The organism is Margalitia sp. FSL K6-0131, assembly GCF_038008735.1.
GTDB lineage: Bacteria > Bacillota > Bacilli > Bacillales > Bacillaceae_C > Margalitia > Margalitia shackletonii.
Genome location: NZ_JBBOZS010000001.1, coordinates 1,892,515 through 1,914,636, shown reverse-complemented (window position 1 = coordinate 1,914,636; position 22,122 = coordinate 1,892,515). Strand labels below are relative to the sequence as shown.

At 36.9% G+C, this 22,122-nt stretch carries 19 protein-coding genes and 1 riboswitch; of the genes, 1 reads left to right on the top strand and 18 read right to left on the bottom strand.

Going from position 1 to position 22,122, the window contains the following annotated elements; translation table 11 throughout:
* Nucleotides 1–54: 54 nt before the first annotated feature.
* The 8 genes from racE to NSQ59_RS09205 all read right to left on the bottom strand — a co-directional run bounded on the left by racE (nucleotide 55) and on the right by NSQ59_RS09205 (nucleotide 7,836).
* On the bottom strand, nucleotides 55–864 hold the full coding sequence (gene racE / locus NSQ59_RS09240) for a glutamate racemase (protein ID WP_340830815.1): 810 nt from the start codon (nucleotides 862–864) through the stop codon (nucleotides 55–57).
* A 10-nt stretch (nucleotides 865–874) separates the two neighbouring features.
* Complete coding sequence (locus tag NSQ59_RS09235) at nucleotides 875–1,333, bottom strand: MarR family winged helix-turn-helix transcriptional regulator (RefSeq protein WP_055739091.1); 459 nt, start codon at nucleotides 1,331–1,333, stop codon at nucleotides 875–877.
* 206 nt (nucleotides 1,334–1,539) lie between these two features.
* On the bottom strand, nucleotides 1,540–1,764 hold the full coding sequence (locus NSQ59_RS09230) for a helix-turn-helix domain-containing protein (protein ID WP_055739090.1): 225 nt from the start codon (nucleotides 1,762–1,764) through the stop codon (nucleotides 1,540–1,542).
* Nucleotides 1,765–1,948: 184 nt separating this feature from the next.
* Nucleotides 1,949–2,398 (bottom strand): acyl-CoA thioesterase, encoded by a 450-nt coding sequence (locus NSQ59_RS09225; protein WP_055739089.1) that lies wholly within the window; start codon nucleotides 2,396–2,398, stop codon nucleotides 1,949–1,951.
* A 184-nt stretch (nucleotides 2,399–2,582) separates the two neighbouring features.
* Nucleotides 2,583–3,839, bottom strand: a complete 1,257-nt coding sequence (gene ltrA / locus NSQ59_RS09220; RefSeq protein ID WP_340828527.1) for a group II intron reverse transcriptase/maturase — start codon at nucleotides 3,837–3,839, stop codon at nucleotides 2,583–2,585.
* A gap of 593 nt (nucleotides 3,840–4,432) precedes the next feature.
* Nucleotides 4,433–5,200: a succinate dehydrogenase iron-sulfur subunit gene (gene sdhB / locus NSQ59_RS09215; protein ID WP_055739088.1), complete on the bottom strand. Its 768-nt coding sequence runs from the start codon at nucleotides 5,198–5,200 to the stop codon at nucleotides 4,433–4,435.
* Nucleotides 5,201–5,292: 92 nt separating this feature from the next.
* Nucleotides 5,293–7,044 carry a succinate dehydrogenase flavoprotein subunit gene (gene sdhA, locus NSQ59_RS09210; protein WP_055739087.1) on the bottom strand — a complete coding sequence of 584 codons (1,752 nt, stop codon included), beginning with the start codon at nucleotides 7,042–7,044 and terminating at the stop codon, nucleotides 5,293–5,295.
* A 162-nt stretch (nucleotides 7,045–7,206) separates the two neighbouring features.
* Complete coding sequence (locus NSQ59_RS09205) at nucleotides 7,207–7,836, bottom strand: succinate dehydrogenase cytochrome b558 subunit (protein ID WP_055739086.1); 630 nt, start codon at nucleotides 7,834–7,836, stop codon at nucleotides 7,207–7,209.
* A gap of 497 nt (nucleotides 7,837–8,333) precedes the next feature.
* On the opposite strand from NSQ59_RS09205, the gene NSQ59_RS09200 reads away from it, so the two are divergent.
* A complete protein-coding gene (locus NSQ59_RS09200) occupies nucleotides 8,334–8,798 on the top strand; it encodes a YslB family protein (protein ID WP_445669204.1) in 465 nt (154 codons plus the stop codon).
* Nucleotides 8,799–8,855: 57 nt separating this feature from the next.
* On the opposite strand, the gene NSQ59_RS09195 is transcribed toward NSQ59_RS09200, so the two are convergent.
* The 10 genes from NSQ59_RS09195 to NSQ59_RS09150 form a co-directional block, all read right to left on the bottom strand.
* The gene (locus NSQ59_RS09195; protein WP_340833152.1) at nucleotides 8,856–10,085 is read right to left on the bottom strand and encodes an aspartate kinase; all 1,230 of its coding nucleotides are present in this window, start codon (nucleotides 10,083–10,085) and stop codon (nucleotides 8,856–8,858) included.
* Nucleotides 10,086–10,214: 129 nt separating this feature from the next.
* A riboswitch (Lysine riboswitch) is annotated at nucleotides 10,215–10,395 on the bottom strand.
* Nucleotides 10,396–10,460: 65 nt separating this feature from the next.
* Nucleotides 10,461–12,233: an excinuclease ABC subunit UvrC gene (gene uvrC / locus NSQ59_RS09190; protein ID WP_340830805.1), complete on the bottom strand. Its 1,773-nt coding sequence runs from the start codon at nucleotides 12,231–12,233 to the stop codon at nucleotides 10,461–10,463.
* Nucleotides 12,234–12,399: 166 nt separating this feature from the next.
* On the bottom strand, nucleotides 12,400–12,714 hold the full coding sequence (trxA, locus tag NSQ59_RS09185) for a thioredoxin (protein ID WP_055739084.1): 315 nt from the start codon (nucleotides 12,712–12,714) through the stop codon (nucleotides 12,400–12,402).
* A gap of 120 nt (nucleotides 12,715–12,834) precedes the next feature.
* Nucleotides 12,835–15,036 (bottom strand): heavy metal translocating P-type ATPase, encoded by a 2,202-nt coding sequence (locus tag NSQ59_RS09180; RefSeq protein WP_340830802.1) that lies wholly within the window; start codon nucleotides 15,034–15,036, stop codon nucleotides 12,835–12,837.
* Between the two features lie 381 nt (nucleotides 15,037–15,417).
* Nucleotides 15,418–16,398 (bottom strand): electron transfer flavoprotein subunit alpha/FixB family protein, encoded by a 981-nt coding sequence (locus NSQ59_RS09175; RefSeq protein ID WP_055739082.1) that lies wholly within the window; start codon nucleotides 16,396–16,398, stop codon nucleotides 15,418–15,420.
* Between the two features lie 229 nt (nucleotides 16,399–16,627).
* A complete protein-coding gene (locus tag NSQ59_RS09170; RefSeq protein WP_055739081.1) occupies nucleotides 16,628–17,401 on the bottom strand; it encodes an electron transfer flavoprotein subunit beta/FixA family protein in 774 nt (257 codons plus the stop codon).
* A gap of 158 nt (nucleotides 17,402–17,559) precedes the next feature.
* Entirely contained in the window at nucleotides 17,560–18,333 is a 774-nt protein-coding gene (locus tag NSQ59_RS09165) for an enoyl-CoA hydratase (protein WP_055739080.1), read from the bottom strand.
* 154 nt (nucleotides 18,334–18,487) lie between these two features.
* Complete coding sequence (locus NSQ59_RS09160) at nucleotides 18,488–19,069, bottom strand: TetR/AcrR family transcriptional regulator (protein WP_055739079.1); 582 nt, start codon at nucleotides 19,067–19,069, stop codon at nucleotides 18,488–18,490.
* Between the two features lie 220 nt (nucleotides 19,070–19,289).
* On the bottom strand, nucleotides 19,290–20,993 hold the full coding sequence (locus NSQ59_RS09155; protein WP_340830800.1) for a long-chain-fatty-acid--CoA ligase: 1,704 nt from the start codon (nucleotides 20,991–20,993) through the stop codon (nucleotides 19,290–19,292).
* Between the two features lie 566 nt (nucleotides 20,994–21,559).
* Complete coding sequence (locus tag NSQ59_RS09150) at nucleotides 21,560–21,967, bottom strand: DUF350 domain-containing protein (RefSeq protein WP_340830798.1); 408 nt, start codon at nucleotides 21,965–21,967, stop codon at nucleotides 21,560–21,562.
* Nucleotides 21,968–22,122 lie beyond the last annotated feature (155 nt).

Genomic DNA, 22,122 nt, shown 5'->3' with positions numbered 1-22,122 from the left:
ATACGAGCTATCTGAATGAATTAGACCCGATAAAATAAAAAAAGAAACCATCGATTAAAAAATGGTTTCTCCTAAATAGATGGTCTCAACATTGTCAATTTGTTGTTCTAACCAATCCGAAGCGATATCAGAAAATATTTTATTTGAACCAGTAGTAAAAAATCTATGTTTCGGAGGGGTGCAGACATCAGTAAATATATCATGAAAATAAAGAATTGTACTGACTTCTCTGGCTGTTTCTTCCCCAGAGCTAATAATCTGAATATGTTCCCCCATTGCTTTTTTTATAAGCTTTTCCAAGAGCGGATAATGTGTACAGCCCAAAATAAGGACATCCATATCGGCGTTCTGAATAGGCTCAAGTGATTCAAAGACCATTTTTTCAGCTATAGTTCCATGGAATTCTCCACTTTCTACTAAAGGAACAAATTTTGGACATGCTAAGGATGTAACCTGTACTCTCCGATTGATGGATTTTAATGCTTTTTCATAAGCACTGCTTTTGATGGTTCCAACCGTTCCAAGAACACCGATTTTAAAGCTTTTGGTAATTTTTAATGCTGCCCTGGCACCTGGATAGATAACCCCAAGCACCGGTATTTTAACGACGGATCTTATTTCATCTAACACTACCGCAGTTGCAGTATTACAAGCAATAACAAGCATTTTTATATTATGGTTTAGTAAGAAATTGGTCATTTCCCAGGTAAAAGCCTTTACCTCTTCTACTGGACGTGGACCATAAGGGCACCGTGCAGTATCGCCAACATAATAAATAGTTTCATTAGGCAGCTGCCGCATAACCTCTTTTACAACGGTCAGTCCACCGACCCCCGAATCAATAATGCCAATTGGTTGTCTCAAGCATCTCGCCTCATTCTGTCTTCATTTCATGATGTAATTTTATAAGATTGTCTTTTAATAGTAGAACTTCATCAGACGAGAAGTTTTTTAATATATCCTGTAAATATACTTGTCTTTTTTTAATCACTTCATCTATCATGCTTTTTCCTTTATCAAGCAAGTGAATTCTAACTACGCGTCGATCGTGAGCATCTTTCACTCTGACAACTAATTCATTTTTTTCCATTCGATCAATTAAATCAGTTGTTGTGCTGAATGCTAAGTACATTTTATTAGACAATTCACCTATTGTCATATCCCCTTCTTCAAATAACCATTGCAAAGCCACAAATTGAGGTGGTGTAATTGTATAATTACTTAGGAGTTCACGACCCTTTTGTTTAATAATAGCAGCAATATATCGAAGATCTTTTTCTATTCTAGCAACAATATCTAAATCATGTTGCATTAATTCACTCTCGTTAATCATTTTATAGCGTACCTCCAATCAAAACAAATAAGCAGCTACAACTATTGTCACCTTTTTTAATTGAAATTTCAAGAAAGATTTATTTACATACATTTAGAAGGGTATACTAATACCTGTATTACACTTTTCATTCCATACCACGTTATTTGGGCATTCTGGATTATTCTTCATAAACAAAACCGACTGCCATCAGCAGTCGGCTTTGTTTAAAGCTTAAGCTCTCCCATGCGAAGAAGTTCTACCACAGCTTGAGAACGCCCCTTGACCCCAAGCTTTTGCATGGCATTGGAAATATGATTTCGAACTGTTTTCTCACTTATAAACAATTCGCTTGCAATTTCTTTCGTTGTTTTGTCTTGGACTAGCAGTTCGAACACTTCTCTTTCTCTTTTTGTAAGCAGCGGTTTGTGTGTGAATTCGTTGTCCTTCAACTATTGTAACCCTCCTTGCCTTCGCCAGCTTTAAACCGCGGGGATGGGTATTTTGATTGTCAGAATATCATATGTGAAAGAAATAATGAGAGTGACATCTGAAGACAACGAAAAAACGAAAAAAAGAAAAATGTGCTATTTTCTTGGTTTACCAAATAAAATACATTTCATTATAAAACTTATTTTATGGTACCATTAATTTTATTTTTTCATCTTCTTCCCATGGTACTCCTTTTCCAGTTACAGTGGACATTTGAACCATAGAGCCTCTCCCAACTAAGCATACTTCGTCCTTTTGATTGATTGCCATATAATGAATATCGACAGAAGAGTTCCCAACCTTATTTGCCTTTACAAAAAGCTTTAGTTTATCCCCGAAAAATATTGGCTTTAAATAATCACATTGCAGATCAGCTACTACGGGGATGGCATTGTTTTTATTCGAAAGCCAGTCACCCATAAATCCCTTATCTTTCAAAAATTCAATTCTTGCTTCCTCAAAATATGTAAAAGCAACTGTATTATTTAAATGGCCAAACATATCTGTTTCGGAAAATCGAACGGAAATAGGATGAAAAAATGAAAATTCCTGCTTCCATGCTGCAAAGTCTTCAATGTATAAAATGTTTTTCATTTTGGTTATTCCTCCTCAAAAAAATGAATGAATATTCATTCTTTAATTATAACTGGGACTATCAAAATGAGAAAGAAATTTTCAAAAATATCTTTATCCTTTGTTCAATAATCGAGTAGGAGGGGGTGACTAACCCCCGACCTCTCACACCACCGTACGTACCGTTCGGTATACGGCGGTTCACTTAAGTATGACGCAAATGGTTGTATCTATCTAACAGACTTTTAAGCTTTTGATTTCTCCAAAACTTTAGATTTAGTGTTGTGTGTAAGATAGGACTATTCGAAATGCGCCAATATTTCTTACGAGAATTTCCCCATTCATGGGCCTTCTCTCTTGGAACGCCAAGGGATATGAGCCTTTTAATTTTTGTTTTGGGTAGTTTCCATTGTTTCCAAAGGCACATTCGGAGTCTTCTTCGAATATGTTCATCCAGTTGTTTAAAGGGAGTTGGCGTGTCTGCCAGCGCAAAATATCCGCACCAACCAACAAGGTATTCATTTAGTTTCTCAATACGCAATTCCAATGGAATGGGTTTTGACCTTGATGTTAGTTCTTTTATTCTACTTTTAGCTCTCTTTATACTTTCTTTTGCGATACGGATTTTTGGATTACGGTTTGATGTGAAGCTGAATCCAAGAAACTTTCGTTTCCACGGTCTGTCCACCGCACTTTTCTCTTCATTTACTTTTAGTTTAAGCTTCTTTTCAATGAAAGTAGTGATAGAACTCTTGACGCGTAAACCTGCCTTCTTGGTTTTTACGTAAATATTACAATCATCTGCGTAGCGGACAAATTTGTGTCCTCTTTCCTCTAGTTCCTTATCTAATTCATCTAACATGATATTGGAAAGTAGTGGACTTAATGGTCCACCCTGAGGAACACCTTCTTCGCTGATAGTTTCCACACCGTTTATCATAATCCCCGACTCTAAGTATTTTCTAATTAACTTTAGAATCGTCTTATCCTTGACTCTTTTTGCTAGGAGTCCCATAAGCATATCGTGATTTACCTTGTCGAAGAACTTTTCTAAGTCCATATCTATTACCCATCTGTAGCCCTCTTCTATATATTGCCTTGCTTCCCTAACGGCATCATGTGCCCTTCTTCTGGGTCTAAACCCATAGCTATGTTCGGAAAAGGTTGGGTCATAGATTGGGGTTAATATTTGGGCAATCGCTTGTTGGACAAAACGGTCTGTCACGGTAGGAATACCTAATAAACGAACGCCGCCATTTGGTTTCGGGATTTCGACTCGTCTGACTGGCATAGGCTCATAGGTTCCGTCCTTTATTGAATTTCGGATTTCTTGCCAATTTTGTAGAATATGCGCTCGTAGGGATTTTACAGGCATTTCATCTACTCCATGGCTACCCTTATTCTTTTCGACACGTTTCAATGCCGAAAGTAGATTGTCCCGTGACAGTATTCGTTCCATCATTTCGATACATCCTTTCACGTGAATATACGTGCTATTTGTGCCATTGTTTATTCCACCCTCTTAAAGTCCCCTGTGGAATTCACCACTTCCTCCTTTAAGTAAGTCCAATTGGATTGTCTGTATCATCATAAACAATGAACGCCTAGTGTATATTCTCCTTAAATGTTCAGTCCTTCCCTAACCATCTTAAGCTAGTCAGGTACTATGACCTCTGCTGACTTCTGGCTGTTCAATTACCCTTCACAAAGTAAGTTACCGAGTGTGCTCGGCATTTCAGCCAGACCTCCCCAGGTAAGAGTACAGTCTTTCTCCCCATCTATCTGCTTCATTTACTCTGTATCATCTTTGGCAGAAAGGACTTCGTTTTGTTTGGCAAACTCATCCAATGATACCTAGCCTTATATGAAGTTCGTGTCCCTCAGACCGGAGATTTGCCGCCCGCTTCCTTCAGATTCTGCGTCACCACAGACACCCTTGCGTTTAGCTACTGCTACTTCTGCCTTCACAGTTCGGGACTTTCACCCTATAGACTGCACCCATGCTGGGCGCACCAAAAAAGGTCTTCAGTCTGAGACTGAAGACCCTCTGTCTTATTAATCAACCATATTGTCGCTTCCGAAGAAGTTTTTAAACATTTGGAAAGTCGTTGCACGGTTTAGTGCGGCAATGGAAGTTGTTAAAGGAATACCTTTAGGACAAGACTGTACGCAGTTTTGTGAGTTACCGCAATTTGCAAGTCCTCCATCTCCCATAATTGCTTCTAAACGCTCGTCTTTATTCATTGCACCAGTTGGATGGGCATTGAACAGACGTACTTGTGATAATGGAGCAGGTCCAATAAAACTAGATTTGCTGTTTACATTTGGACAAGCTTCTAGACAAACACCGCAAGTCATACATTTAGATAACTCGTAAGCCCATTGGCGTTTTTTCTCTGGCATACGAGGACCTTCCCCAAGGTCATATGTGCCATCGATTGGAATCCATGCTTTAACCTTTTTCAAAGAATCAAACATACGGCTACGATCAACCTGAAGATCACGAACAACAGGGAAAGTACGCATTGGTGCAAGACGAATCGGTTGTTCTAGCTTATCAACAAGAGCTGAACAGGATTGTCTTGGTTTACCGTTAATTACCATTGAGCATGCACCGCAAACCTCTTCCAAACAGTTCATATCCCAAGTTACTGGAGTTGTTTTTTCACCTTTTGCATTGACCGGATTTCGGCGAATTTCCATCAATGATGAAATAACGTTCATATTTGGACGATACGGAAGTACAAATTCCTCCTCATAAGGCGCTGAATCCGGATTATCTTGACGTGTTATGATAAAACGTACCGTTTTTTGTTCACTCATCCTTATTTCTCCTCTTTCTTTTAAGTATTGTCGCGTTCACGAGGCTGTATAAGGGATACATTAATATCCGCAGGAACTACCTTTTATGGATATTAATGTTTTTTTGTATAGTCACGTTCGCGAGGTTTAATTAATGATACATCAACATCCTCATAGCTAAATGTAGGTGCATTGTTCGCTGCATCATATTTAGCTAATGTTGTTTTTAACCAATTTTCATCATCGCGTTTTGGGAAGTCTGGCTTATAATGCGCACCGCGGCTTTCGTTACGGTTTAATGCACCAATCGTAATAACACGTGCAAGCTGTAACATATTTTGTAATTGACGTGTAAACGCTGCAGCTTGATTACTCCATTTTGCAGTATCATTAACATTGATGTTTTTATAGCGTTCCATCAATTCAAGAATTTTGTCATCCGTCTTTTTCAATCTATCATTGTAGCGTACAACCGTAACATTGTCCGTCATCCATTCGCCAAGCTCTTTATGAAGAACATACGCATTTTCAGTACCATTCAAGGATAGAATATTATTCCATTTTTCTTCTTGTTCTTTTACTGCATTATCAAAGATTGAAGAAGACAAGCCATCTGTGCTAGTTTCTAAACCTTCTATATAATTAACTGCTTCTGGACCTGCCACCATACCACCATAAATAGCTGATAATAAAGAGTTAGCACCTAAGCGGTTGGCACCATGTTGTGAGTAGTCACACTCTCCGCAAGCAAATAAACCTTCAATATTAGTATGCTGTTTGTAATCAACCCATAATCCACCCATAGAATAATGAACTGCTGGGAATATTTTCATTGGTACTTTATGTGGATCTTCTCCAACAAATTTTTCATAAATTTCAATGATACCACCAAGTTTTACGTCTAATTCATGCGGATCTTTATGGGAAAGATCAAGATAAACCATATTTTCACCATTAATTCCAAGCTTCATATCAACACACACATTAAAAATTTCACGTGTTGCAATATCACGTGGAACAAGATTTCCGTATGCAGGATATTTTTCTTCAAGGAAGTACCAAGGCTTACCGTCTTTATATGTCCAAATACGTCCGCCTTCACCGCGTGCTGATTCACTCATAAGGCGAAGTTTATCATCACCAGGAATTGCAGTTGGATGAATTTGAATAAATTCACCATTTGCATAAGTTGCACCTTGTTGATAAACAATCGATGCAGCAGAACCAGTATTAATAATAGAGTTTGTAGATTTTCCGAAAATAATACCAGGTCCACCAGAAGCCATAATTACAGCATCTGCTTCAAATGCTCGAATTTCCATCGAAGTTAAGTTTTGCGCTACAATACCGCGGCAAACTCCTGCATCATCTCTGATAATTCCAAGGAATTCCCAGCCTTCAAACTTATTTACAAGTCCCGCAACCTCATGGCGACGTACTTGTTCGTCAAGTGCATATAATAGCTGTTGACCAGTTGTAGCACCCGCAAATGCAGTACGGTGATGCTGAGTACCCCCAAAACGTCTGAAATCCAATAAACCTTCTGGTGTACGGTTAAACATAACTCCCATACGGTCAAATAAATGGATGATTCCTGGTGCTGCATCACACATTGCTTTAACAGGAGGTTGATTTGCTAAAAAGTCTCCTCCGTACACGGTGTCATCAAAATGGATCCAAGGCGAATCTCCTTCACCTTTAGTATTAACCGCACCATTTATTCCACCTTGTGCACACACAGAGTGAGAACGTTTCACTGGTACGACAGAAAACAAATCTACTTTTTTTCCTGCTTCCGCTATTTTAATAGTTGACATCAAGCCGGCTAACCCGCCGCCGACTACGATGATTTTTCCCTTACTCATCGTGACTCACTCCTTTTTAAAACTACAAAACCAATATTGAGATCCCCGCTGGAATTCTGTACATCAGAAGATCACAGGGAGATCCGCATTCATGAAAACTTAAAAATTATTTGTTAGACACGAAAACATCCTAACAAATTTGTGGCTCCGTTCCTTTTTTCCTTAAGCAAACCATCCTGGATATGCAAAAGCGAATAATGCACGTAAACCGATGATAGTCAATACCACAAACACTACTAACATTACATATGACGAAATTTGTTGTGAACGTGGTGATTGAGTAATTCCCCAGCTTACACAGAATGACCATAATCCATTTGAGAAATGGAAAATTGTTGCAACTACTCCGATTATGTACCAAATAAACATAGCTGGATTTGACAAGATGTTTTCCATTAATTGGAAATCAAGTGTTTCTTGACCTAATGCAACTTTAATTCGAGTTTCATACACGTGCCATACAAGAAAAATAAACACGATGATACCTGAAATTCGTTGCAAAAGAAACATCCAGTTTCGGAAAAATCCTAGTCTGCTCACATTATTTTTTGCTGTAAATGCAATATAAAAACCATAAATTGCGTGAAACAGCAGTGGTAAATAAATTAGAAAAATTTCAAGGAAAATTAGGAATGGCAGACTTTCCATAAATGAAACTGCATGGTTAAATGATGCTTGACCATGTGTTGCAAAATGGTTCACTACTAAGTGGACAACCAAGAAGGCACCAATTGGAATGACACCAAGCAATGAATGTAATCTGCGGTTTAAAAATTCACGATTTCCGGCCACAATTTACCCCCCTTAGATTAGAGCGTGCATAGCAAAACATGCTAATTAAAATATAGCATTTTTATTTTTCCTTACTATGCATCAAATTTTATGCTTTTATGTGACATACCCATTTTACTCCCCCTTAGATTAAGCGTCAAGGAAACGTATACAGAAAATAGTCGAAAGATGTCCATAATGTTTGACCTTTTTGCACATATAATTTTATGAATGTTTCATTAAATCTGAATAACAAAATGCAATATTTGGTTACGATTTTGTAAAATTTTTTTATCAAACTGACCTCTATTTTTGTATATAATATCCTTATGGTAAAACGTTTTTGCATTAATTGTTGCTTTCGTCATTATTTATAAATCGTAACATGGCTTGGTGTCGGGGCGTCTTTTCTTATAGATTTTTCCATTTTTTAACTTAATTACGGTTGTAACCAAGACCTTTCGTATACAAAAGCAACAAAGTTTAAGAAAAGAGCCTTATAGAAAGAGGGGAATAACTTGAGAGCGTCATTACAAATTGAAGAAGATAGCATGGAGAATACCGAACAGCTTACAATCCCTGCCTTTGGCTATGAACTAATCAGAGAAGTGTTAATACCTGAATTACTTGGAAAGGAAACACCTGAAATCTTATATTGGGCAGGAAAGCATCTTGCAAGAAAGTTTCCTTTAGTATCAATGGATGAAGTTATTTCTTTTTTCGAAGAAGCAGGTTGGGGTTATTTACAAATCCTGAAACAAGATAAGCATGGCATGGAATTAGAAATCACAAGCCCGCTTATTACAAGACAATTGAAATTAAAAACAGACGGATGTTATAAACTTGAAGCCGGGTTTTTAGCGGAACAAATTCAAGCACAAAAAAAAGTAAGAACAGAAGCTTATGAAGAGGTCATGAAAAAAACGCAGGTCATTCGTATAATTCTTCGTTGGGATATAAAGGATACTATTATGAATGGGTAATTTCGAATTCAAAAAAAAAAGCCTGATATAGGCTTTTTTTTCTGGGCAATTTTTTTATTATACTTGTTGCTCCACCACATCTAATCCAAATGCTGTATGAAGAAGTTGAGCTGCTCTTACCATATAAGATTCTTCCAAAACAGTAGAAACTTTAATTTCAGATGTACTCACCATTCTTATTTGAATTTCATTCTTTGTTAAACAATCAAACATTTTTGCTGCAACACCTGGATTTGAAATCATCCCCGAGCCCACAATCGAAACCTTTGCAAGTCCGGATTCATATTCAAAATGATCAAAGCATAGTTCGTCTTGTTTCGACTCTAATAATTGAATAGTATCCCGTAAATCTTCGTGCTTGATTGTGAAAGACAGATATGGATTTTCTCCATCTGTTTGGTTTTGAATAATAATATCTACATTAATATTGTTGTTTGCGAGTGTCGTAAAAATACCAGATAGATTTGTTAATTTATCTTTCAAACCGAAAACTGTTATTCTTGTGATTTCATCTTCAAAAGCAACTCCGCGTACAATTAAGCTTTTTTCCACCTGAACTTCCTCCTCAATAAACGTTCCATCTTCATTAACCATGCTTGAACACACTTCCAATGGCACATTGTAATTTTTAGCAAACTCTACTGCCCTGGAATGTAGCACACCTGCTCCCAAATTGGAGAGTTCCAACATTTCATCGTACGAAATAGCACCAAGCTTTCTTGCAGTAGGAATATAACGAGGGTCAGAAGTAAAAACACCCGTCACATCGGTGTAAATCATACATTTATCAGCATGAAGTGCAGCTGCTAATGCTACCGCAGTTGTATCAGATCCACCCCTGCCAAGTGTGGTAATTTCGTTATTTTCACTAACCCCTTGAAAACCTGCTACAACAATGATGCGATTTGCAATCAGGTGGTGCCTAATATTTGTTTGATCAATGTTTAATATCCTTGCGTTACTATGTACATTTTCCGTTAGTATTCCAGCCTGCCATCCGGTCAATGAAACAGCTTCAAACCCCGCTTCCGCTAACGCTATAGATAATAATGAAATGGTTACTTGCTCTCCAGTTGATAAAAGCATATCCATTTCACGCTTGCTTGGGTAAGGAGAGAGTTCCTTAGCAAGTGAAACAAGCTGATCCGTTGTTTTTCCCATTGCTGATACAACGACAACCACATCATTTCCTTTCTTTTTTTCTGCTATAACTCTTTTTGCCGTATTTTTAATTCTTTCAATCGTTCCGACAGATGTTCCGCCAAATTTTTGTACAACTAGCCCCAATCTTTTCGCCCGCTTTCCAATTATTATCTGTGCCATTCTAATTGCTTTCTTCGCAGAACTAAAAAAGAGCAATGAGAAAGATATCTCATTGCTCTAGTGAATACGTAAAAAATAATACGACAATCACAACCGCGAGATAGCTCTCCAAGATGCTCACACATCTTGACAATCCTGCATTTATTCAATGCAGAACCAGCAGAAACTGAAATGAGCCAATTTCCACTTCGGCAAAACTTCCTTTCATAGCTTTTCATTGAAACTCATTCTTCTCCAAGCTCTTACTAATAAGTTTTGCTCCTCTATCACTTTTATTATGAAGGTGATAAATGATTTAATTTTTTAAAATTATATCACAACCATTATTTTTTGACTATACTAACTTTCTAGTCTTTCTTTCAAAATTTCCGCTACATTATGTGGAATTCCAAGTTCAATAAATTCTTCCAAAGGAGCTTCCTTCATTTTCTTAATAGACCCAAAATGGCGAAGCAGCAATTTTTTTCGTTTTTCCCCGATTCCAGGGATATCATCCAGTGATGATTGAAAAGCAGATTTCCCTCTTAGCTGACGGTGGAAGGTAAGAGCAAATCTATGGACTTCATCCTGAATTCTTTGCAGCAAGTAAAATTCTTGGCTGTTTCTTCCTAATGGCACGATTTCCAGCGGGTTTCCGTACAACAGCTGTGAGGTTCGATGCTTTTCATCCTTTGCTAAGCCAGCAACAGGTATATCAAGACCCAGTTCATTTTCTAAAATATCCTTTGCTGCATCTATTTGTCCTTTTCCTCCATCAATAATAATTAAATCAGCTAAAGGCAGGCCTTCCTTTAAAACTCTGGTATATCTTCTTCTAATTACTTCACGCATAGACTCATAATCATCAGGTCCTTTAACGGTTTTAATTTTATACTTTCGATACTCTTTCTTTTCCGGTTTGCCATCAATAAAGACAATCATTGCTGATACAGGATCTGTCCCTTGTATATTGGAATTATCAAATGCCTCGATGCGATGAGGTGTATAAATACCCATTTCTCTCCCTAATGACTCGACTGCCTTAATGGTTCTATCTTCATCTTTTTCTATCAAGGCAAATTTCTCTTTTAAGGCAATAGCCGCATTTTTTTCTGCTAATTTTACTAAATCTTTTTTCGGCCCAATTTTTGGCTGTATCGTTTTCACCTCTAGCAATTGCTCTGCAAGCTCTTTATCCACTTCTTTAGGAATTAAAATTTCCTTCGGTTTAAAATGATTCGGAAGTAGATAAAACTGTCCGATAAATGTTAAAAATTCTTCTTCTGGCTCATCATAGGTTGGAAACAGCGAAACATCCCTTTCAATTAGTTTCCCTTGCCTGATAAAAAAGACCTGAACACACATCCAGCCTTTATCTACTGAATAACCAAATACATCTCTATCTGTAAAATCGGTCATCGTTATTTTTTGTTTTTCCATGGTTGTTTCTATATGGGTAATTTGATCACGATACTCTTTCGCTCTTTCAAATTCTAGATTTTCGGCGGCCTGCTCCATTTTTTTCGTTAATTCCACTTTTATTTCCCGATATCCGCCGTTTAGAAATCTACTAATATCATCGACCATTTTTTGATAGGTTTCTTCCTTCACTTCATTTACACATGGTGCCAGACACTGCCCCAAATGGTAATATAAGCAAACACGGTCCGGAAGTGTGGTGCATTTTCGTAATGGATAAATTCTGTCCAATAATTTTTTCGTTTCATTGGCTGCCTGTACATTTGGATATGGGCCAAAATATTTTCCCTTATCCTTTTTTACTTTCCTGGTAGTAATTAAACGGGGATGTCGTTCATTGGTTAATTTAATGTATGGATAACTTTTATCATCTTTTAACATGACATTATATTTTGGATCATGTTTTTTGATAAGATTTATTTCAAGTAATAATGCTTCTATATTCGAAGAGGTAACAATATATTCAAAATCCTCAATTTCATTTACTAGTCTTTGCGTTTTTCCATCGTGCGATCCCGTAAAGTAAGATCTTACCCGATTTTTTAGGATTTTAGCTTTTCCGACATAAATAATGGTTCCTTGTCGATCTTTCATTAAATAGCAGCCTGGCTGATCAGGAAGGAGGGCAAGTTTATTTTTAATCATTTCATTCATTTCTTTCACCTTTCAAAAAATCCGAGTCACAAGACTCGGATTTCCTTTTAAATAATAAGAAAGTATATGTTTTTTAACATATAACATAATTCTTAAATTTAGTCATTGTCTAGCTACAGCGCCTATCAGCTAGCGGATACGGCAAGGCACTTTCGCTTTTCTTTCATCAAGCATGTTTATTGATAAACTCAACTAATGCTTCTTTCGGTTGATAACCGATTACTTTATCTACTTCTTGTCCGTCCTTCATAAGAATGAGAGTCGGAATGCTCATTACACCATATTTACTTGCAGTTTCTTGATTTTCATCAACATCTAATTTGGCGATTTTTACTTTATCACCAAGTTCTGCATCCACTTCTTCCAATACAGGTGCAATCATTTTACAAGGTCCGCACCAAGTTGCCCAAAAATCTACTAATACTAAACCTTCGCTGGTTTCAGCAGCAAAGTTTGCATCTGTTACATGTGAAATTGCCATAATCACTTGCCTCCTAATTTTAACGTTAATGAAAGTATATCATCCTAATGATAATCATGCTAATGAAAAGTTTCAATTAATAAATTTCCCTTGATTCACACCCTTATTCACATGCAGAACTTAAATATTTTTCAAGCGTAAGGAGTTTAATACAACAGAGACAGAGCTAAATGCCATAGCTGCGCTTGCAAACCAAGGAGGTAATATCCCCATCATGGCTAGTGGAATACAAATTAAATTGTACATAAATGCCCATGCAAAATTTTGCTTAATATTGATCATGGTTTTTTTACTGATGCTAATAGCATCCGCTACCCTATTTAAATCACCGTTCATGATTGTAATATCGCCCGCTTCAATAGCAATATCGGTGCCGGTCCCTAACCCCACCCCAACATTCGCAACGGACAATGCCGGTGCATCATTAATTCCATCTCCGACCATAATAATTCGATTTCCTGCCTTTTGATAATCTTTTATCCAATTTGCCTTACCTTGTGGAGAAACCTCTGATTTATAATGCTTAATACCGGTAATATTTGCAATACTCTTTGTCGTTATCGGATTGTCACCGGATAACATAACAATCTTTAAGCCCATCCCTTTTAAACTGGTAATTGCCTTCTTTGCTGTTTTTTTGATTTCATCTCTAACAGCTATAATCCCATGAATACGATTATCTATGGAAACCAGCATGACTGTTTTCCCTTCTCCCTCCATTTTTTTGAGGTGCTTATATACTGGATTAAGCTGCGTCTTTTGATGCTTTTCAAAATAATGGACACTGGCAACCTTTATTTTTCTATCCATTACAATTCCTTTTACACCATATCCAATCATTACTTCTGAGCTTGCAGCTGTAGGAATATCGTTGATCTTTTTTTCTATTGCATCTACTATAGAATTACCTATTGGATGATTTACTCCCTTTTCGACAGAGCCGACAAGCTGCAGAAATAAATTTTGCTCCATATCTCTAACCAGGATATCTGTTAATTGCAGCTTTCCCTCCGTAATCGTACCCGTCTTATCCAGAACGACAATATTATTTTTACCTAGGAGTTCAATCATTTTTCCTTCTTTAAAAAGAATTCCAAGCTTGGCAGCCCGTCCACTTCCGACCATAATAGACAATGGCGTTGCTAAACCCAACGCACAGGGACAGGAAATAATTAAAACTGCAATCATTTTCTCCATTGCTTCACTCATTACTCCGGGAGCTAAAATAAAATACCAAAGAAGAAATGTCACCATGCCCAGAATAAGGACAACAGGGACAAAAAAAGCTGTAAACCGGTCTGCAATATTTTGTATAGGAGGTTTGGAAAGCTGTGCTTCTTCTACAATGTCAATGATTTTTGATAACAGGGTCTCGGAATGTTTTTTTGTAGCTTTCAATGTGATTACATTTGATAAATTAATGGTTCCTGCATAAACAATTTTTCCTTTTTTCTTCTCAATCGGAATACTTTCTCCAGTTAACATGGATTCATTTACGGTTGTTAAACCACTCATAACTTGTCCATCAATAGGGATTTTTTCACCGGCCTTTACTATTACAACATCACCTGGATTAATATCCCCTATAGATTTTTTTATCTCTTTGCCGTTTAAAATAATAGTTGCTGAATTTGCTTTTAACTTATTTAATGAATGAATGGCATCCATTGTTTTTCTCTTTGTCTTTACCTCGATTAATTTACCAATCAAGACAAATGTAATAATCAAAACACTTGTTTCATAATGAAGATGGATAGGAGGAAGATCATGATCCATCTTAAATGAAAGAACTGTAAGATAATGGCTATAAAAATAGGCGGATGTTGTACTTATCACAACTAGTACATCCATTGTTGCTCCACGATTTTTAATGGCATTCCAAGCACCCTCGTAGAAAGGAAAGGCAATGATAAACTGAACAGGGGTTGCAAGCATTAGCTGAAACCATGGACTAAAAAACATTTGGGGCAATTCAATATTTATCCAGTTAGATTGAACAAACATTGTTAATACTAACGGTAAGGAAAACATAATCGATACAATTACCTTCCAAGTCAAGGAAGTAATTTCTTTATTATTCTCCTTATTAACTTGTTCGTCTTTTTGATTTATTAGGGTTGGAATATATCCTAATTTTTTTATCCTTTCTAGGATGGTTTCATTTGAAATATAAGCCGAATCATATACAACCCTCCCTTTTTCTGTTGCTAAGTTAATATTTACATCAAAAATTCCTTCCAATTTCAAAACTGACTTTTCAATTCTTCCAGAACAAGCGCTACAATACATTCCATCGATATTTAGATGGATTGTTTCTATCATTTTTATCACCAGCTTCTACCTGATCATTATTACTAATAAGTTTATTAGAAACTTTTTTCAGCTAGAACTGGTGTGTTGCGAAAAGCGCCTTGCTCATCTGCGTATGGATTTCGTAGTCGCTCACCTCGAGGTAAAGGAAACACAGTGAGATCGTTCACGAACAAGTGAACTTACATTTTCAACGAGTAAAATTTGAAATGTAATTTTACCTGATGTTGACTTATCGTAGGGAGGAGACGGAGAAATCCACTAGCCGATATCTGCTTGCGCTAGACGTAGACAACTTTTCAAAAAGTTATCCACAAGGTTCAATTTTATAAATTCCTAAGCAACAAAAAAAGTGTAGGATATATCCCTACACTCCGGTCTCCTATATTTAAATTATGATTGAGCAACTTTTAACTTTTTAAATTCTTCTGTAAGCATTGGAACGACTTCGAACAAATCGCCAACAATTCCGTAATCTGCCACTTTAAAGATATTTGCCTCAGGATCTTTATTAATAGCAACGATTACCTTTGAATTACTCATTCCAGCTAAATGCTGAATCGCACCTGAAATTCCGCAAGCAATATATAGATCTGGAGTAACTACTTTACCTGTTTGGCCTATTTGTAAGGAATAATCACAATAATCGGCATCACAAGCACCACGGGAAGCACCTACAGCACCACCAAGTACATCCGCAAGCTCTTTAAGCGGCTGAAAGCCCTCCGCACTTTTCACACCGCGTCCACCGGCGATGACTACTTTTGCTTCAGAAAGATCCACACCTTCGCTTGCTTTGCGAACTACTTCTTTAATGATGGTACGAAGATCCTTAATTTCGGCAGAAACAGAGCTTACATCCCCTGTTTTTCCTTCATCCTTTTGTAATGGACTAATATTATTTGGACGAATGGTAGCAAAAATGATTCCGTCTGTTACAATTTTCTTTTCGAAAGCCTTACCAGAGTAAATTGGGCGTGTAAATACTAGATTACCTCCTACTACCTCAACACTAGTAGCATCGGAGATTAAGCCAGTGTTAAGCTTACTCGCGATTTTTGGTGATAAATCTTTTCCAAGTGCAGTATGCCCAAATACAATGCCTTCCGGATTTTCATTATTTACGACCGTCAAAAATGCTTGTGAGTATCCGTCAGAGGAGTACTGCTTTAATTTTTCATCCTCTACCACCACTACTCTGTCCGCACCATATTGAATTAATTCATTAGCCAAGCTTGATACCGCTTCACCAACTAGTACACCGACAACCTCTCCGCCTTCAGCAACTGTCTTTCCAGCTGCAATGGCTTCAAATGAAACATTACGAAGTGATCCGTCACGAACCTCACCTAATACTAGAACTTTTCTTGCCATTAGAAAAAACCTCCCTGTATGTTCAGTACGGCTCTTTTCTTAATCGTTATGCTTTTTGTATTTAAAAATATTCAAAACTTCCTAATTCAGCATTAGAACAGGTATCCAAAGAAAAGATGCCCCAAATCTAATACATGTTAGGATTTTTAAAGAATACGAAAAACATCAACTTATTAGAAAAGAATCCTTAGTAATATATCGTCCAATTTTTCTAGTAAATGTATCTAAATCAAACTACTTTAGCTTCCTTATGAAGCAAGTTAACTAGCTCTTTCACTTGAGCATCTAAATCGCCTTCTAAGATTTTTCCAGCTTCCTTTTTAGGCGGTAAATAGACTTCAATTGTTTTTGTTTTCGCTTCCACGTCATCTTCTTCTAAATCTAAATCATCAATTTCAAGCTCTTCTAAAGGCTTTTTCTTTGCTTTCATAATTCCAGGCAAAGATGGGTAACGTGGCTCATTTAGGCCTTGTTGAGCCGTAACCAACAATGGTAATGATGTTTCTATGACTTCAGAGTCGCCTTCTACATCACGAACAACCGTTACTTTGTCACCATCGATCGTCAATTTTGTAATTGTGGTTACATATGGAATATTTAATAGGTCAGCAACCCGTGGGCCAACTTGACCTGAACTATTATCAATCGCTACATTTCCGCCAATAATCAAATCTGCTTCTTTATCCTTTAAAAACTCAGCTAAAATCTTAGCAGTCGTAAATTGGTCAGCGTAGTCTATATCATCCTCTATATTAATAAGGACAGCTTTGTCAGCACCCATTGCCAATGCAGTACGCAACTGTTTTTCCGCTTCTTCATTTCCTACAGTAACAACGGTCACTTCGCCGCCATGTGCATCGCGAACTTGAATTGCTTCCTCCACTGCATATTCATCATATGGGTTAATAATAAATTCAGCACCATCTTCATTAATTTGTCCACCCGAAAGAGTAATTTTTTCCTCTGTATCGAATGTTCTTTTTAAGAGTACAAAAATATTCATCCTAAACCCTCCTAGATTTAATAAGCTGCTTTCATATAATAAGATTTTCCTTTTCAAAATTATCCTATTTTAAGAAAAGAGCTTTCATAAACATTTTGTTAGTTTTAAAGATTGGGATAATTTCTTATATAATTTGGCATCTAAAGGGCCACTAAACGCTATTCTCCGGTAAAGTTTGGTTCCCGCTTTTCAATAAATGCGGCAATTCCTTCTTGCCCGTCCTTTGATTTAAAAACACGCCCAAATAGTTCTGATTCGCGTGCGACACCATTGTAGAAATTTTCTGTTTTCCCATAGTTTAATAGTTCAATAGCGGCACCAACAGATACCGGACTCTTCTTCGCAATTTTCAATGCTAGTTCTTTTGCCTTTGGCATTAAGTCCTCATCGGAATATGCATGATTGGCAAGTCCCCATTTCACTGCCTCTGCTCCGCTGATGGGTTCACTTGTAAATAACATCTCCATTGCTTTTGCCATGCCTACATACCGCGGCAACCTCTGTGTACCTGCAAATCCGGGAACTAGTCCTAATTGTAGTTCAGGTAATCCTAGCTTTGCCGATTCGGTTACAAGTCTGATATGGCAGGCCATCGCGAGTTCTAATCCACCGCCGAGTGCAGCACCATGAATGGCAGCAATAATTGGTTTTGGAAATCTTTCCATTCTTTCAAACAAGTCTTGCCCCTTTTTACCAAGCTTACCGAAGTCTTCTTCTGTTTTAATAGTGGTAAACTCTTTTATATCAGCCCCTGCTGAGAAAAAGCGCCCTTCACCATGCAGTAAGACGACTCGTATTTCTTTATTTGACTCAATCTCATCCAACACTTGTGAAAGCTCTTCCAAAAGTCCAGACGCAAGAGCGTTTGCTGGTGGTCTATGGATGGTTACATAAGCTAGATGATTCTCACTGGTTAATGTTAAAAATTCCAAACGCTTTCTCCTCCCTCTTTGTTGACCTTCGTGATTAGCAAGGGGAAAGAAATTCCCCTACTAAAAGTAAGCCATATTTGTTTCATTCTGTCCACCAATTCTATTAAAGGTTTTTCTATTTTCGTACAATTTAATCACAGGCTTTTGCCCTTCCTTAGATGGAAACAGCTTTAATTAATAATTGATGAACAGACGGCGCTAATGCTACCAAGTCGAATTTCTCTTCATTCATTATCCATGTCGTAACAATTTCATCAACAGTGCCAAAAATCATTTGTCTCGAAACCCTGATATCCAAGTTCGGATCGAATTCACCCGTTTCCATTCCAAAGTGGAGAATTTCATCGACTAATTGAAAATATCCTTTTAAAACATCATTAATCTTTAGACGCAATTCTTTATTTGATTGGCGTAATTCTAACTGGGTAACGACAGCCATATTATGGTCTTCGGATAATATGTTAAAATGACTTTCGACCATTACTAACAGTTTCTCAGCTGCGGTCTCTTTCCCTGTTATTCCTTTTCTTATCTTTTCAATAAAGGACCCCATCTTTTCCTGAAACAATGATATTAATATATCTTCTTTATTTTTGAAATAAAGATAAATGGTCCCATCCGCAACACCAGCTTGCTTTGCAATTTTCGATACTTGGGCTTGGTGGTACCCATTTTCCGCTATTACAATGACAGCAGCATCTATTATTTGTTTGTATTTAGGTTTATTACTTTTCAAAACGTATGGTTTCCTCCATTCTAGGTGAGGGGTTAGATGTTGGATGGAAAAACTAAGTATACCCTGTCATTTCCATTCAACTTAGGTATAATGAATATATATTCTTTTCAAAAATGAATGACTATTCATTCATAATCTTATCTTAATTTGAATTCATTATAATGTCAAGAATATTCCACACAAAAACGAAGAGCCTTTTAATGGGCTCTGAAATTTTATTCTACCCTATTTCTTCTTGATCTTGCTGCTTTTTTCTTTCCTCGTCAATTAAAGTTCTTCGTAAAATTTTCCCAACTGCAGTTTTCGGCAATTCTTTTCTGAATTCATAAATTCTCGGAATCTTATAAGCTGCTAAATGTTTTCTTGTAAAAGCATTCAGATCAGATTCTGTTACATTTGCATTTTCTTTCAAAACAATATATGCTTTAACTGTTTCACCACGATAAGGATCAGGTATCCCGGCAACTACTGCTTCTTGAATATCAGGATGCTCATATAGCACTTCTTCCACTTCACGGGGATATATATTATAACCTCCAGCAATGATCATATCCTTTTTCCGGTCCACTACATAAAAATACCCTTCTTCATCCATATAGCCTAAATCACCCGTAAATAACCAGCCGTTCTTTAATACTTGTTCCGTTTCTTCCGGTCGGTTCCAATATCCTTTCATGACCTGTGGTCCTTTTACCGCAATTTCACCAATTTCTCCAGGAGGCAATATTTCACCTGTCTCTAATGAGAATATAGCAGAATCCGTATCAGGCCATGGGACGCCGATACTACCCTTCACTCTTTTTTTATCCCAAACAAAATTAGCATGTGTGACGGGTGAAGATTCTGTCAAACCGTAACCCTCAACAAGCTTCCCCCCTGTGACTTCTTCAAACCGCTCCTGAACATCTATCGGTAAAGGGGCAGAGCCACTTATACATGAATCAATCGAGGATAAATCATATTTTTTTATATCCGGATGATTTAATAATCCTATATAAATAGTTGGTGCACCAGGGAATAGTGTTGGACGTTGTTTTTGTATCGTTTTTAAAGTGGTTTCCGCATCGAATTTCGGCAAAAGCACCATTTTATATCCTTGCATAATGGATAAAATAAGAACTGCAGTCATACCATATACATGGAAAAATGGGAGCAATCCTAAAACAACTTCTTCGCCTTTCTTCGCTTTATAAATCCATGCATCACACATGGTCGCATTAGCTACTAAATTTTTATGTGTCAGCATCACGCCTTTTGGGAACCCGGTTGTTCCACCAGTATACTGGAGTAATGCGAGATCATTTTCAAAATCAAATTCAGGGTCAGCTTGCGGATCTTCTGCGGGTGTTTCAGCTATTATTCTTTTGAGCAAATGTTGATGTCCACTATGTTCAATTTTTACAACCATTCCTGTTTGTTTCTTCTGTATGAATGGATATACGATATTTTTTGGAAATGGCAAATAATCTTTGACAGCGGTTACAATAATGTCGTTTATACTAGTCTTTCCCATTATTTTTGTAACTCTTGGAAAAAGGATATCCAACGTAATAATCGCTTTTGCTTCTGAATCCTCCATTTGATATGCAAGCTCTCTTTCAGTATATAGAGGATTAGTTTGAACAACAACACCTCCTGCATAAAGCACACCAAAGTAGCTGATGACTGATTGTGGACCATTTGGCAGCATAATTGCCACCTTATCACCTTTTTTAATTCCTAACGTTCGCAAATAGCTAGCTAATTTTACAGATGATTCATATACCTCTTTGTATGTCAGTTCCTTCCCCATAAAATGTATGGCAATTTTGTCTGAATAATTTTCTGCTGCTTTTGTTAAATAAGCATGCACTGGTTTTTCTTCTAGTTGTAATGTCTTAGGGATTTCTTCAGGATAATGAGACAACCAAGGTTTATTTTCCATTTAACCCCTCCTAAAGGCAAACTAGACGTCAAAAAATTTAAACTACTCTTATTATTATAGTCTATTGCGGTAGGAGATACAATTTGAAAATCGAAAAAGTGAATGAATATTCATTCTTATTTATTTGTGGGGTATGCCGCCTTATGTGTACAGGTTCACTCTAAATAAAACCTGTACGCATAAGGCCAAAGATGTAAAAATACTAAAAAATCATTATTTCAGCCAAAGATTGATAATGTTGCTTTTTGAACCTTTTTGCTCTTTATGGCATATTAGATGAGTTATTACTGGCAATCTTCTTTTGAATCTTTATAAAGACCAGTGGGACTTGGTCTCTTCATCTAGTTGTCTTTTAAATCGTATAAAGGATATTCCCACTTTCGGAAAAAGACTCATAAGTTCACATTTTAAATTTCATAGTAATCCAGAACAAATAAATAACGATAAAAAAAGGATTGCCATCGGCAACCCTTACTTAATAATTAAATAAATAATTCCAAAAAGGATAAAACACCCACATAAAACGAATAGAATTTTTGCTAATTTCTCCATTATAAAAACTCCTCTTACGAAATACTGGCTCCAATCACAAAGGAGAGTCCAATCGATATCACCATGGATATGAATCCGACTGCACGATTGTCATTTTCAATTTCCACGTCAATTTTGAATTTAGGCGTCAAAAATTCATAAATAAAATACCCGATTAATAATAAAACAAATCCGTATACTCCCCATCCAACCATCATAAATAATGAATCATGAACGAGAATCGAATACCTGAAAATATTTGCGATACCAAAAATTTTTCCGCCTGTAGCCATTGCCACTGCAATGTTTCCTTTTTTGATTTCTTCCCAATTTTTATATTTCGTTACGATTTCAAAGATGGTCAAAAATACAATCATACATAAAATAACAACACTATAATAACCAGCCGTTTGAACAAAATGATTTTCCCAAAAATGATTCATGTAAACTAAATGCTCCTTCATATCAAGATTTAGAGGAGGAATGAACAAGGAGAGACAAGCAAGTCTTTGACTTGCTCCTTTATTGTCCAGCAGCAGCGCCTATAGGCTAGCGGATTTCTGCATCTTCTCCCTGTGGGTAAGGACATCAACACGGT